The organism is Salinivibrio sp. PR5, assembly GCF_001996085.1.
GTDB classification, from domain to species: domain Bacteria; phylum Pseudomonadota; class Gammaproteobacteria; order Enterobacterales; family Vibrionaceae; genus Salinivibrio; species Salinivibrio proteolyticus.
Window position 1 is genome coordinate 40,104 of sequence record NZ_MUFK01000009.1, and the last position, 13,766, is coordinate 53,869.

Consider the following 13,766-nt stretch of genomic DNA (forward strand, 5'->3'; position numbering starts at 1 on the left):
CTACTTTTTGAACGCTTGATTAAAAAGATGTGAAATTTGTGATAGGAAAGAGAAAGAAGGGGTGGGTTTGTACCCATTTACGATTCAGTGGCAGTGACACCATCAATTGGCTCTTTCGGGCCAGTAAACTTGGGTTTCACATTAAGGATAAAGCTATCCAACACGGCTTTAGTGCGTGCGAGCACTTCACGCAAACGGATCTTTATGCCAGCCCAGCCTTGTGGGCTTGCCACGGCATAGCAAATCGCATCAATATTGTTCACGTCAGCAAGAAATAAGGCACGCTCACAGTGAAACTGCTGACTGACAACGGTAAAGCGGGCCAAGCTAAACACTGTTTTGGCACGAACCACGGAGTCGAGTGTACGAAATCCAGCATAATCAAGGTGAATGGCGTCGTCTGCAATCCCAGCTTTCAGTAGATCGCGCTTCATGGTCCAAGGTTCATTATAGGAGCGGTGCGCATTATCGCCGCTTAAGAGTAAATGACTCACCTTGTTTGCTTTATACAGTGCCTCTGCGGCCTCGATGCGGTGGGTATAGTAAGGATTCGGGGTTTTACCAATATATTTGCTGGTACCAAGCACTAATGCCACTTGGCGTTTGGGCAGGTCGTCGACGTCGGTATAAACGCGGTCACGCGCATTGAGCGTGATCGCTAAGTCACTAGCTACCATGGTAACCAGTGCGAAAATCACTGCGATAAACACCAATCGTGCGAGGCGTCGGATCGCCATACTACTTACTGTCCCTTTCAGAAATGCCATGCGGATAAGGCGTCAAGGTTGGCGCCTCAAGTGAATGGAATCCTAGCAAAAAAAGCTCCTCGAAAGGAGCTTTTTGTGTCAACCGCCGGTTAAAACGATGTGCGTTTATACTCACGGTATCTGGGTTCCCAGAAGCTATCATCAATGCGTTTTTTTAATGCTTCATCAGACAGCTCGGCCGCGACGCCTTCTTCAATCGCATGTTTCGCAACCGCAAAAGCAATTTGCTTTGAAACATAGGTAATATCTTCCAGTGAAGGAAGTAAGGCACCGGTGCCGCGCTTCGCTAACGGCGAACACTCAGCGAGTGCACGCGAAGAGGCCATTAACATACCATCGGTCACGCGAGTGGCGTCCACTGCAAGGACACCTAGGCCAATCCCCGGGAAAATATAGCTATTGTTACATTGCGCGATTGGGAAGGTTTTACCATTGTCTAGGCGCACGGGTTCAAACGGACTACCCGTCGCAACCAGTGCTTGGCCGTCTGTCCAGCGAAGAATGTCAAAGGGAGTGGCTTCGACTCGGCTGGTTGGGTTTGATAGGGGGAAGATAATCGGCCGTTTACAATTATCATGCATGGCCTTGATAACCTCTTCGGTAAAGAGGCCCGGCGCCCCAGAGACACCAATGAGCACGGTTGGCTGGGCATTACGTACCACATCCAACAGTGAAATATTATTGTCTTCTAATTGCCAGTCTTTTAATGCGCTGCTCTTTTGAACCAGTTTTTGCTGGAAGTCGAGTAGGTTTGGCATGGCATCGATGAGTAAGCCCCAGCGATCAACCATAAAGACACGCGCACGCGCTTCTTGATCGGAAATCCCTTCCGACACCATTTGGGCAATGATAGCTTCAGCAATGCCACAGCCGGCAGAACCTGCACCGAGGAAGGTGATGCGTTGCTCGGAGAGCTTGGTGCCAGCGGCTTTACAGGCAGCAATTAACGAACCTACGGTGACGGCGGCCGTCCCTTGGATGTCGTCGTTAAAACAGCACACTTTGTCTTTGTAACGCTCAAGAATAGGCATCGCATTTTTCTGTGCGAAGTCTTCAAACTGAATGAGTGCATCCGGCCAGCGACGCTGCACCGCTTGGATGAATTCTTCAATAAAGTCGTCGTAGTCTTGGCCGCTTATCCGAGTATGGCGCCACCCCATGTACATAGGATCTGACAGACGCTGTGGATTATTGGTGCCCACATCGAGCACGATTGGAAGCGTATACGCTGGGCTAATGCCCCCACATGCGGTGTACAAAGATAGCTTTCCGATTGGAATGCCCATGCCGCCGATGCCTTGGTCGCCAAGACCAAGAATTCGCTCACCGTCGGTAACGACAATCACTTTCACGTTGTGACGTGATGCGTTGTTTAAAACATCATCAATTCGATCGCGGTTTGGATAAGAGATAAAAAGCCCACGGCCTCGACGATAAATATTAGAGAAGTTCTCGCAGGCAGCACCGACCGTTGGCGTATAGATGATTGGCATCATTTCGGTGATGTGATTCGACACTAAACGATAAAATAATGTCTCGTTGGTATCTTGAATATTACGCAAGTAAATGTGTTTATCGATATCGTTTTCAAAGCGTTGATACTGCTGGTAGGCGCGCTCGGTCTGCTCTTCAATGGTTTCAATGGCATCGGGTAGCAAGCCCTCGAGGTTAAAAAACTTACGTTCTTCGACACTAAACGCACTGCCTTTGTTGAGAAGCGGGGTTTCGAGTAACGCAGGTCCCGCATAGGGAATGTAAAGAGGTCGCTTTTGATTATTCATGGATTATCAGACTCGGCATTGTCCAGGCTGGAATATGACTGACTTTTATTGCTCACTCAGTAACCTTATTCGTTAGAGTACGCATTATTAATGCGGCCTAATTGAGCAATTATATGAAACAAGGGGTAAAGTTTAGTCATTAATGGTGACCTAATTCAACTTTTTTGCATAGGAGTGGGCGGCCAAACACGTGTTTTTTGCGTGAAAGGGACGTGAGTATTCTTGTTATGCGTCATAACAAGGCCTTGCTTTGTGTATCAAGGTGTTGAATTGTAAAAAACAACAATGAGGAAGACTCATAAGCGCGTTTAAAATTACGCAGGGTGATTCTTCGCTGACTATACTCAGCAGTGATAACGGTTAGCACGGTGCTTGTCTGTGGCTGAGCCACAACCGCATGAACACCATGGTGTGGCAACCCAAAAGTAGCGTCATACATGAGTACGGGTTATCCGAATAATAATATTGGCTGGGCGTCTGTTTTTATGGAATGAACAACAAAGAGGTAGTCCAATGAAGTCACTCATTGCCGCCAGTTTACTGGTATTTTCAACTACGACAGTAGCTGCCAACCTAAGCGACTTAAATTATATCACTGAGGTTTATCCCCCTTTTAACTATGAAGAGAACGGGCAGTTGAAAGGAATTGCCGTGGATTTTCTCGAAGCGGCTACCGAAGCAGCGGGCGAACCGATTACCCGTGATCAAGTTAAGATCCAACCTTGGGCGCGTGGCTATGCCACCGCATTGTCTGAGCCAAACACGGTACTGTTTTCAACCACCCGCACGGAAGAGCGCGAAGATAAGTTTAAGTGGGTAGGTCCCATCACAGATACCAAAATTGTCGTGTGGGCACCGAAAAGTAAAGGGATTACCATTAATAGCGGCAGCGACTTTGCCAACTACAAAGTTGGGGTAGTACGTGACGATGTCGGTGAGCATTTGTTGCGCAGCCTAGGCGTTAGCGATAACGCATTGCGTCTCTCACCTAAAGCAGATTTGCTGGCTAAACAGCTCGCGGCGGGCCGTGTTGATATGTGGGCGTATGAAGAAAACGTCAGTTCCTTCATCATGAGTCAAAATAATGTGGACACAAGCCAGTTTGAAGTGGTGTATGTGTTGAGTGAAGCGCAATTGTATTACAGTCTGAGCAAAAGTACGCCTGATAGCTATGTAGAGAAATTGCAAGCTGGAGTAGATAAAGCGATTGCAAGCGGGGCGCTCGATGAAATCAAAAGCCAGTATAAGTAGTGTTAGCTGATAACGACACTGTCTTTACAAGCAAAACGGGCCAAATGGCCCGTTTTTTGTGGCAGATGTTGCACATTAGTCGCGAAAGTTTTCGAACTGGAACGGCTGCTCAAAATCACTGTCTTTTACCAGCTGAATCACCGCTTGAAGATCATCGCGTTTTTTACCGGTTACTCGGACTTGTTCGCCTTGAATTTGTGTTTGTACTTTCATTTTGGCGTCTTTGATAGCTTTAGTGATTTTCTTGGCAACGGGGGTTTCAATGCCATTTTTGAATTTCACTTGCTGCGAGAAGCTTTTGCCTGAGTGCACCATATCTTGAATATCCATGGCACGAGAATCCACGCCACGTTTGGCAAGGTTATTACGCAGGATATCCATCATCTGGTTGAGTTGGAAATCCGCTTCTGCAATGACTTTCACGGTTTCTTTGTCCAGCTCGAAGCTCGCTTCAACGCCACGAAAATCAAAACGCGTCGCCAGTTCGCGACTTGCATTATCTACGGCGTTCTTCAATTCAACCTTGTCGATTTCAGACACAATATCAAAAGAGGGCATAGTTCTGTCCTTTTCTCACATGACGGATGTCATGTCGCTGATAAATAATTAATAGGCTTGATGTCGCTTAGCACTTGCAGTGGCCAGTCGCTCAAGCAAGCGTTCAGTATCCTGCCAGCCAAGGCAAGGGTCGGTAATAGACTGGCCATATCGGCGCGACGCGCTATCACCCATAGGTTGGTTGCCTTCTTCTAAAAAGCTTTCTGCCATAATACCCGCAATGGCGGTACTTCCGTTAGCCAGTTGCGTTGCAATATCCTCTGCGACATCTAACTGACGGCGATGCTGTTTCTGGCAGTTGCCATGGCTAAAGTCTACCACTAATTTGGCCGGCAACCCGAAGCTCGATAAGGTTTCTGAGGCCGCTTGCACATCTTTTTGGTAGTAATTGGGTTGATGGCCGCCACGTAAAATAACGTGGCCATCAGGGTTACCCGCTGTGCGATAAATGGTCATGGTGCCATGCTTGTCTGGCGAGCAAAACAGGTGTGACTCACGGCTCGCACGAATGGCATCGACAGCGATACGAATATTGCCATCAGTGCCATTCTTAAACCCTACTGGGCAAGACAAGGCGGATGCCATTTCGCGATGGATTTGAGACTCGGTTGTACGCGCACCGATGGCTCCCCAGCTGATCAAGTCGGCAATATATTGACCGGTGATCATATCGAGAAACTCGGTCGCAGTGGGTAAACCCATTTTATTGATATCGAGTAACAACTCACGGGCAGTGAACAGCCCAGCACGAATATCACCGCTCCCATCAAGGTGAGGGTCGTTTATCAAACCTTTCCAACCGACAACCGTGCGCGGCTTTTCAAAGTAGGTACGCATGACAATCAGTAACTGATCGGAGTAAGTCTCTGCCAATCCTTTTAACCGTTTGGCGTATTCGCGTGCAGCGTCAGGATCGTGCACGGAGCAGGGCCCAATCACCACAAGCAGGCGCGGGTCATGGCCATTAAGAATTTGGCTGATTGCATGACGCGAAGCAGTAATATGGTGAGCAACATTGTCGCTGATGGGGTGGGCGGCTTCCACCTCTGCGGGCGTAGGCATGGTATCAACCACGCGGGTGCGAAGTTCATCGGTTTTCAGTGGCATAGAGGACAGCCTTCCTCACATCTTAATCTGTTGCGAAGCCAGTAAGATAGCAAAAATCGCGGCCCTTGAAAGCATGAATGTGATATCCGTAGCGTTTTTAAGGCGATTTTAACCAGAAAAATGCTGGTTAGGGCTGACGACGAGCTAAGTTTTTTGCCCGTCATCAGCCACTGATAGTTAGGACGAACAGCTCAATGCAAGGCCTTTATTATCATCCGTTGGCGGGTTGGCCAAGTGCGCGAGCGACGGGTGCTCATCGAAGGGATGGGCAAGTACCGTCATTAAGTCATGGGTTGGTTGTAAGTCCCCTTTTTCAGCCGCCTCGATGGCCGCTTGGGCCAAATAGTTGCGTAAAATATACTTTGGATTGGTGCGCTGCATACAGGCCAGACGAGTCGCATCATCCAGTGTATGGACGCGCTGTTGGTACGCGGATAGCCATTCGGTTAATGCCTGCGTGTCTTGGCAGATGGGTTTGAACTGGTTCAGGGTGCCGGCTGTTAGGAGTGCGTCACCGCGATACTGACTGAGTTGATAGAAAAAGCACGTATAGTCGGTTTGGTTTTCCTCTAGCAATGCAAAGAGCTGATTGAACAGTTCACTGTCTGACGGCTGAGCGTCGGACAAACCCAGCTTATCGCGCATGGCGCGGCTATAGGCAACTTGTAGTCGATGTTCAAAGCTGCCAAGAATATCGTTAATCACATCCTTGTCCACGAGAGGCGTAAAGGCATAGCCCAGTGCGGACAGATTCCAGAGTGCGATGGCAGGTTGCTGATTAAACGCATAGCGACCACTGTAATCGGAATGGTTGCAGATATAACCTGGGTCGAAATCGTCTAAAAAGGCATAAGGGCCGTAATCGAAGGTCTGGCCGAGAATCGACATATTATCGGTATTCATCACACCGTGGTTAAAGCCGATGGCTTGCCATTGGGCAATCATATCCGCCGTTCGTTCGACAATTTCTTGTAGCAGTGCCGCATAGGGTTTTTCGGCCTCGGCCAGTTCAGGGAAATGACGTGCAATCACATAGTCGGCCAGCGTGCCTAGTGCCTCATGCTGCTGACTGTAAAACAAGTACTCGAAGTGGCCAAAACGGACGTGACTCTCGGTAACGCGAAGTAGCGTTGCGGCAGTTTCGATGCGCTCGCGCATCACCGGGGTATCGCTGGTGGCCATGGCTAATGCCTGAGTGGTCGGAATGTTGAGCCCTGTCATGGCGGCACTGGCGAGATACTCGCGGAGCGTCGAGCGTAACACCGCTCGTCCATCACCGTGGCGGCTGTATGGTGTTTTTCCCGCCCCTTTTAGGTGCCAATCCCACAAGGTGCCATCGGCATCGCGCCATTCCCCTAATAAGACACCACGGCCATCGCCGAGCGCGGGGTTATATTGACCAAACTGGTGACCGGTGTATTTCATTGCAAACGGTGTTCGGCCGGCTAACGGCTGCTCTGCGGATAAAATCGCCCGAAACGCTTCCGAGGTGAGGTCAGATTCATTCAATCCAAGCTGTTTTGCCAGTTGGGCGTTATAGGTGAAAAGCCGACCGTTTTCGAGCGCGGTTGGCGTAACGTGTTCGCCAAATGCACTGCCAAGCTGGCTAAAACTAAAGCTGATGTGTGAGCCGTTAAATACTGCCATGAATTCCCCCTATAGTCTTCACTCAAGCCTAACAGGGATTGGGCCGCTAACAAGAGACAGAAAGTAGGGGTATAGCGGGAGATAGGCAGTGCTTGAGGGTTTTTTATCCGTTTGAGTGGTGTTTTGGCTGCGCATATCAGGGTGAAATTGCGTATACTCACCGCCATTACTTTCTACAGCGTTGAGACAATGATTAAACTAGGCCAATACAACACATTGACGGTAGTGAAGCAGGCAGACTTCGGGGTATTTCTTGATGGTGATGAGTTCGGCAATATTTTGCTACCAACTCGGTACGTCCCTGAGAATACCCGTGTCGGCGACGAGCTCAAGGTGTTTATCTATTTCGATTCCGAAGACGATATTATCGCCACTACTGAAACGCCATTGGCCCAAGTGGGCGAGTTTGCGTCTTTGCGCTGTGTTGGTGTCAATTCGGTTGGCGCGTTTGTCGATTGGGGCTTGAGCAAAGACTTACTGGTGCCTTTTAGTGAGCAACGCACGCGAATGGAAGAGGGTAAACCTTATGTGGTTCGCGTCTACACGGATAAAGCCTCGGGCCGTATCGTGGCTAGCCGCAAATTCAACAAGTTTATCAGCGACGAAAAGCCGCGTTTAAAAGCGGGCGACAAAGTGTCGGTAATCATTACGGATATCACGGACCTCGGCTTTAAGTGTGTGGTGAATAATCAGCACTGGGGGCTTATTTATCGCGCTGAAGCGTTCGGGAAGCTGTTCATCGGTAAGAAGTTGAGTGCGTTTGTTAAAACGGTGCGCGACGATAGTAAGTTGGATCTTGCTCTACAAAAACACGGTAAAGCGCGGGTTGATGATTTAAGCGATAAAATTTTGCAAACCCTAGATAAAAAAGGGGGCTTTTTGCCGCTTAACGACAAAAGCTCCCCGGATGCGATTTTTGCCTTGTTCCGCACCAGTAAAGCGACCTTTAAAAAGACTTTGGGTGGCTTGTACAAGCAACGCAAGATTCGTATTGAAGCGGATGGCATTTACCGCGTTAAGTGACGGCGTCACGCAAGACAAGACAAAAAAAGGCTCGGAACGTCCTGTTCCGAGCTCAGGGAAAGGGCTCATTGGAGCCAGATGCCAATTTAGGTTGTGATTCCACTAAAGTGTAGTTTATCAATACAGCTTTGCCAGTTTCTTTACCTGCGAACTATTATCAACACCATTTCATATCGATTAAAACAAGTTGCTATCGCGAACTTGATCGCGAGGTAGGCCATTTTTAATCCGATTACCGACCCATTTGCCGAGTCCGAGCACGTCCCCTTGATAGGTCACAATGACATCGCCTTTTTCTGGCGTTTGCTCGGGCCAAATGTCGCGCCCTTGATACCATTCAACGGCTTGTGTCTTGGTGAGCGCAATGGTTTTACATTCAGCGAGTGACTGGGTACTCAATGCGATAATCGCCTCGTGTTGCCAGCGATAACCTTTGCGGTGGGCTTCGGCTAACTTGATCCCAATGCGGTCAAACTTCACTTCCCCTAACATAGGTTCGATAGCTGAAGGGAAAAGCCATACCTCTTTGTCACGTAACCATAGCGTAGCCTCATTCGGCAGCGATAGCCCGAGTTCCTTTTTAAAGGTGGCGCTTATTTGTTGACTATCTTTTTGACTTGCTGGTGAGAATGGAAATTTGCCCAGTCGCTTTTTTACACTCGGTGGAGTGGCGGATGCATGTTTACGAATGCGGGCGACAAAAAAGCCCTCGCTGTCAAAAATCTGAGGGTAGAGATGTAAAAAGCCTTCCTCGGTCAGAGCTTGTTCGGCACCCGGGAATAAATCTTTTAGTGACTCAAAAGTGACAGCGTCACCGTAAGTTTGCTTGAGCCAGTGGCAAACCGACTGATTTTCGGTGTGGTTCAAGGTACAGGTTGAATACACCAGCACGCCGCCCGGTTTCAGTGCGTGAAACGCGCTATCAATCAGGGCTTGTTGGGTCTGCGCAATATCATCGACTGAGGCAAGGCTCCAGTTATTCATCGCATCAGGATCTTTACGAATAGTTCCTTCACCAGAGCAGGGCGCGTCAAGCAGAATGGCATCAAATTGCTCGGGTAGCCAGCCGCCGAATACACGGCCATCAAAGTGAGTCAGTGCAACGTTTCTTACCCCGCAGCGTTGTACATTGGCATGTAGCCCTTTGATGCGGCTCGCTGAAAACTCATTCGCGACCAAAATACCGCTGTTTTGCATGGAGGCTGCCAACTGAGTGGTTTTTGAACCCGGTGCAGCTGCAACATCAAGCACTTGCTGCCAATCAGGGGCTTGGCCCGGTTCATGCTCGCCTGCCAGCAAGGCAGTGACCGGCATCATCGAGCTTGCTTCTTGAATGTAAAACAGTCCCGCCATGTGTTCAGCCGTATTGCCCAATGGCACTTTGTCATCGTCTTGTCGCTCAATCCAAAACCCTGTGTCACACCAAGGTACGGGAGTCAGTGTCCAATGATGCTCTGCGGCACGTTGCTTAAATGCATCGACGGAAATTTTTAACGTATTGACACGAATACTGCGGCGCAGAGGACGCTGACAGGCAGCGACGAACTCCTCCATGGAGAGGTGCGAGGGCATTGTCGCCTGTATTTGGGCTAAGAAAGCCTCTGGCAGTGAGATATTGGGGTGCAAAACAGGATCTCTTGTTGATGAACTCGAAATTAGCAGCGCAAGATTGTAAACAGATCTTGGCCTTGAGTGTAGGTCGCGGGAGGAGAAAGTCGGTATTTTTACTCAAAAAGGGCAGCCAAAGAAAAAGGCTGCCCGAAAAGATAGCGCTAGGGTTTCGGGATCGCAGTGCGCCACTCACGCCACTCTGCTTTGGGTTCTCGATGCAGTAGGTAGTGGCGTTTGTCGTTAGCTTTGGGGGCCAATGGAGAGGTGTCGGGTGTTGCAAAGGCGATCCCACCTTTCAGTAGGCTATCAATGGTGCCGCTTTTTAGGTTGGCACCGGTCAAACCAATCGACACATCCACACCGGATTGATTCCAAAACACCGTGTTTTCTCGAACCAGATGTGCATACTGCGGCGTGATCTGGACACTGAATAAAACGCGGTCAGCAAACTCGCCCAATTGCACTTTGGATACAGTGCCTACCTCCATATCGCGATAGAGGATTGGGGTGCCAACAGCAATGGAATGACGTGCATCACTTTCGAGCACCAGTGATAGGCCCCGCGGATATTTGGGGGAAGCATGTAATTCGAATTCTTGCTTAAATTCGCCCGCTCCGGGTACGACAGAGATATAGGCCCCAAACAAAGAATCTAAGTTCTCAGTTTTTGTAAGGCTTAATACCGGATGGGTTAGCCAGTAATAGCTCCCTTGACGGGCAAGTTCATTTTTATATTCAGGGTACAAACGACTGTGCACGCGGACCGATTGAGTTTTAAAATCCGGCTCTAGTTGGGTAATCTCGCCAACATCCACCCCTTGATAACGGATTACGCTGCCAACCTTTAACCCTTTGGCTTCGTCCGTGTTGAGTACAATATCGACCCCGTAACGTGCCGCGTCTTTTCGTGAGGGGTAGAGCTTCCAGTCGCCTTGGCGTTTGTTGCTAATGCCCGGCATAGAGCCAAAGGCGATACCGCCACTGAGTAAAGAGCGAAGCGAGCCTGTGTTGATTTCTACACCACGTAAGTTGGCTTTGATGTCGAGACCGGATTGATTCCAAAATACCGTATCGCGGTTTATCAGGTGGCGATAGCGATTGTTCACGGCAATCGATATCGTGACGCTTTTTCCATTCAGCTGGTAGCCTTCCACCTGACCGACGACAAAATTGCGATACATCACCGGACTGCCCTCGTTAATGCTGGGCAGTGCATCAGCCACTAGGGTAAAGCGGGTTTTGCCTTGCGCGTCTTCTCGCGCGTGTTTGGCTTGGATACGTGAGGTATAGAGCGGATAGCTATCGCGTACACCTTGCTTGCCTTGGCTAGTAAAGCTTAATGCGGGATCGGCGATTTGCTCCATAGCAGGCACTACCACATCGAGCCCATTGCCGCTCAACTCACCGGTAATTCCCCCTAAGATAAAGAATTGCGATTGTTGTTTGACAAGATGGCGGTATTGCGGATAGATCACCGCTTTTATCGTGACGGTGTCACTTTCGTTGAGGCCGATGTGGTCAATAAAGCCCACCTGAATGCCGCGATGGAGCACTTTGGTGCGAGGCGTAAGGCCGTAAGCGTCATCGGCGTCGAGCGTAACTACCAAGGCATCAGCGGCTTCTTTTTGTTGCTGCTGCCACGTGCTGGCTGAGAAGCGATAATGACTATCAACAGCTGGAGCATCAGGGGAGCCGGGCACCACGGATAAGAAGTTACCCAACACCAAGTTGCCGATATTTTTAAGACCGTTAAAACCAATCTGTGGTTGTTCGATGGTGATTTGGGTCTCCTGATTGAACAGCCACAGCATGCTCGGGTCTATGGCGGCCGTGGCAGACGCGTTTTGGGTGTCTGGGTCGATGCGAATCTCGGTAATCTCACCGATCTGCAGTCCTTGATAGGTGACTCGGGCGCCAGCGCCTTGAATACCGTGGTTGGTAGGCAAGGCAATTTCAATGGTTTGGCCACGTTTTGCAGCACTCAGGCTTGGGTATAATCTAAAGCTGTCATTATGCGTCGCTTGTGGGCTGGTACTCTGTGAATCAAACGTCACACCGCCGGCCACTAAGCTGGCAAGACTATCAAGTTCGACATCGACCCCAGACAGATCGACATTCGCTTTCAAACCACTGACGGACCAAAACCGCGTGTCTTGCTTCACCAACGAACTGAACTCAGGTTTGATCAATGCAGACAGGGTGACGCCTTGATTATCATCATCAAGACGATAACTGTAGATCTCGCCGACTTGGATTTTACGGTAATAAATTGGTGAGCCAATACTGAGCGAGCCCAAGGTCGGTGCGTGGAGCTTAAAGGTCGTGCCAGCTTTATCGGTCATCTCAGCGGGAGGCTCATCACGCGCGGTAAAGCGAAGGCTAGGTTCACCCGTTCCCGGTTGAAGGGCGATGTAATTCCCCGACACCAGTGTTTCAAGGCCGCTAATCCCCGTTAATGACGCGCGTGGTTTCACTAACCAGAATTCACTGCCGGTCGTGAGCAACTGCTTGGCCTCTGGATAAATCGTGGCATCGACATAAATACCATTGAGATCATCCGCCAAGGTGATATTGCGAACTTTGCCGACTTCTAGCCCTTGGTAACGAATGGTTGTTCGTCCCGCTTCTAAGCCTTGCGCATTGCTGAATAGAATTTGAATCCGCTGTCCGGCTTCATTAATGGATTGAAAAACGAGCCATCCCGCTAAGCCTAGCGCCAAGATGGGCAAAATCCATAAAGGAGAAAGACCATAGGTAGTCTTAATGGTTGGCGTCGGCACGTCGTGTTTGTCGCTCATGATGATCCCATATCAAACGCGTATCAAGAAGGTCAGTGGCCAGCATAGTGAGTACCACCACAATACCAAAAGCAATGGCGCCGGGGCCGGGTGTAAAGTCCATAATGCGGCCACGATCAACGAGCGCGACCATAAATGCAATCACGAATAAGTCCATCATTGACCACTTTCCAATCCATTTCACGCTTCTATACAGCCACATGCGTTGGCGTGGTGTAATGGCGACAGAGGTATGCAAGCTAATCAGAATGAAACCAAGTCCGAGAATCTTTGCTACCGGCACAATGATACTGGCGGTAAAAATTATCGCCGCTATTCCCGGCATACCATTGTTAATCAGGCTGGCAACGCCAGAAAAAATCGTGTCTTCGAGTCGGATGCCATTCGAGAAAAAAATCGAGATTGGATAAAGGTTGGCGGGCAACAAAAAGACCGCAGCGGTGAGCAGACACGCCCATGTTTTTTGCTCGCTGCGTAGCAGGCGAACGTGTAGGGGACGTTCACAACGTTGGCAATGGGTTTGAGTACTATGGTGTTGCGTCAAGCCACAGTGATCGCAACGAATCAAGTTATGGATACTGTTGACAGGTTTAGGGGCTAAGAACGCATCCCAGTAGCGTCGGGTATTGACACGTACTAGCAGCACCGAAAGCAGAATTTGTAACGTGGCGTAGCAGGCGAGCCCCAATGAAAAGCGAAGATCGGCATAGTCTTGGATTTTAAAGCACGCAATCGCGAGGCTAACCATAAACACATCCGCCATGACCCAATGACGGAGGTGATCAATCAGCGTCACGGTTGGACGGAAAAAGCGAATGTTGCCGTGACGGCGCGCCAAGTGCATGACCAGAATGGCTAAGGTAAAAAGGAGTGGTGCAAGGCTAGCACAAAAGACCACCAGCGCGGTGACAAAGGGATAGCTGGTCCATAGAAGGTTCGCGCCGGTCAGCACAGATGCGCTAATTTCCTTGCCTAATAGGTTGATTGATAATAGCGGTAGCCCATGGGCGGGTAAAAATAACACCAGTATGGTTAACGCAATGGCAAACTCACCATTAAACGATAATCGACGCCCTTGCTGCAATTTAGTGGCGCAGCGTGGGCAGATGGCAAGGTGATCCCAAGCGGTTTCGCAACCGGTCAACACAAGATCGCAACCGGGACAGCGAATTAACCCTGTCCGAGGTTGAGGCTCAAGATGAGTGACCGGTTGCACGCGCATG

Annotated in this window: 10 protein-coding genes; 2 read left to right on the forward strand and 8 right to left on the reverse strand. The window is 49.6% G+C overall.

Features of this window, described 5'->3' with window-relative positions:
• Positions 1–77: 77 nt before the first annotated feature.
• Together BZG82_RS05560 and BZG82_RS05565 are read right to left on the reverse strand one after the other, a co-directional pair.
• A complete protein-coding gene (locus tag BZG82_RS05560; protein ID WP_077457021.1) occupies positions 78–737 on the reverse strand; it encodes a SanA/YdcF family protein in 660 nt (219 codons plus the stop codon).
• A gap of 119 nt (positions 738–856) precedes the next feature.
• Positions 857–2,548, reverse strand: coding sequence for an NAD-dependent malic enzyme (locus BZG82_RS05565; protein WP_077765361.1), 1,692 nt, complete (start codon positions 2,546–2,548; stop codon positions 857–859).
• 513 nt (positions 2,549–3,061) lie between these two features.
• Between BZG82_RS05565 and BZG82_RS05570 the strand changes: the two genes are divergently transcribed.
• Positions 3,062–3,799 (forward strand): substrate-binding periplasmic protein, encoded by a 738-nt coding sequence (locus BZG82_RS05570; RefSeq protein ID WP_069588540.1) that lies wholly within the window; start codon positions 3,062–3,064, stop codon positions 3,797–3,799.
• A gap of 75 nt (positions 3,800–3,874) precedes the next feature.
• Here BZG82_RS05570 and BZG82_RS05575 read toward each other — a convergent pair whose 3' ends face one another.
• From BZG82_RS05575 to BZG82_RS05585, 3 genes are all read right to left on the reverse strand, one after another.
• On the reverse strand, positions 3,875–4,357 hold the full coding sequence (locus tag BZG82_RS05575; RefSeq protein WP_077457015.1) for a YajQ family cyclic di-GMP-binding protein: 483 nt from the start codon (positions 4,355–4,357) through the stop codon (positions 3,875–3,877).
• A gap of 48 nt (positions 4,358–4,405) precedes the next feature.
• Complete coding sequence (locus BZG82_RS05580) at positions 4,406–5,464, reverse strand: 3-deoxy-7-phosphoheptulonate synthase (protein ID WP_077457013.1); 1,059 nt, start codon at positions 5,462–5,464, stop codon at positions 4,406–4,408.
• Between the two features lie 177 nt (positions 5,465–5,641).
• The gene (locus BZG82_RS05585) at positions 5,642–7,111 is read right to left on the reverse strand and encodes a protein adenylyltransferase SelO (protein ID WP_077765362.1); all 1,470 of its coding nucleotides are present in this window, start codon (positions 7,109–7,111) and stop codon (positions 5,642–5,644) included.
• 189 nt (positions 7,112–7,300) lie between these two features.
• Between BZG82_RS05585 and BZG82_RS05590 the strand changes: the two genes are divergently transcribed.
• Positions 7,301–8,134: a CvfB family protein gene (locus tag BZG82_RS05590; RefSeq protein ID WP_077765363.1), complete on the forward strand. Its 834-nt coding sequence runs from the start codon at positions 7,301–7,303 to the stop codon at positions 8,132–8,134.
• Between the two features lie 177 nt (positions 8,135–8,311).
• On the opposite strand, the gene rsmF is transcribed toward BZG82_RS05590, so the two are convergent.
• The 3 genes from rsmF to BZG82_RS05605 form a co-directional block, all read right to left on the reverse strand.
• Positions 8,312–9,760, reverse strand: coding sequence for a 16S rRNA (cytosine(1407)-C(5))-methyltransferase RsmF (rsmF, locus tag BZG82_RS05595; RefSeq protein ID WP_077661945.1), 1,449 nt, complete (start codon positions 9,758–9,760; stop codon positions 8,312–8,314).
• 146 nt (positions 9,761–9,906) lie between these two features.
• Complete coding sequence (locus BZG82_RS05600; RefSeq protein WP_077765364.1) at positions 9,907–12,543, reverse strand: PqiB family protein; 2,637 nt, start codon at positions 12,541–12,543, stop codon at positions 9,907–9,909.
• Positions 12,506–13,765, reverse strand: coding sequence for a paraquat-inducible protein A (locus BZG82_RS05605; RefSeq protein ID WP_077765365.1), 1,260 nt, complete (start codon positions 13,763–13,765; stop codon positions 12,506–12,508). The genes BZG82_RS05600 and BZG82_RS05605 overlap by 38 nt, the downstream gene beginning before the upstream one ends.
• Position 13,766 lies beyond the last annotated feature (1 nt).

Bases quoted from the DNA above. Each gene is read 5' to 3' on its own strand.
- BZG82_RS05570 (WP_069588540.1), top strand. From the start codon at position 3,062: ATGAAGTCACTCATTGCCGCCAGTTTACTGGTATTTTCAACTACGACA.
- BZG82_RS05600 (WP_077765364.1), bottom strand. From the start codon at position 12,543: ATGAGCGACAAACACGACGTGCCGACGCCAACCATTAAGACTACCTAT.
- BZG82_RS05605 (WP_077765365.1), bottom strand. From the start codon at position 13,765: ATGCGCGTGCAACCGGTCACTCATCTTGAGCCTCAACCTCGGACAGGG.
- BZG82_RS05575 (WP_077457015.1), bottom strand. From the start codon at position 4,357: ATGCCCTCTTTTGATATTGTGTCTGAAATCGACAAGGTTGAATTGAAG.
- BZG82_RS05585 (WP_077765362.1), bottom strand. From the start codon at position 7,111: ATGGCAGTATTTAACGGCTCACACATCAGCTTTAGTTTTAGCCAGCTT.
- BZG82_RS05590 (WP_077765363.1), top strand. From the start codon at position 7,301: ATGATTAAACTAGGCCAATACAACACATTGACGGTAGTGAAGCAGGCA.
- BZG82_RS05565 (WP_077765361.1), bottom strand. From the start codon at position 2,548: ATGAATAATCAAAAGCGACCTCTTTACATTCCCTATGCGGGACCTGCG.
- BZG82_RS05580 (WP_077457013.1), bottom strand. From the start codon at position 5,464: ATGCCACTGAAAACCGATGAACTTCGCACCCGCGTGGTTGATACCATG.
- BZG82_RS05560 (WP_077457021.1), bottom strand. From the start codon at position 737: ATGGCGATCCGACGCCTCGCACGATTGGTGTTTATCGCAGTGATTTTC.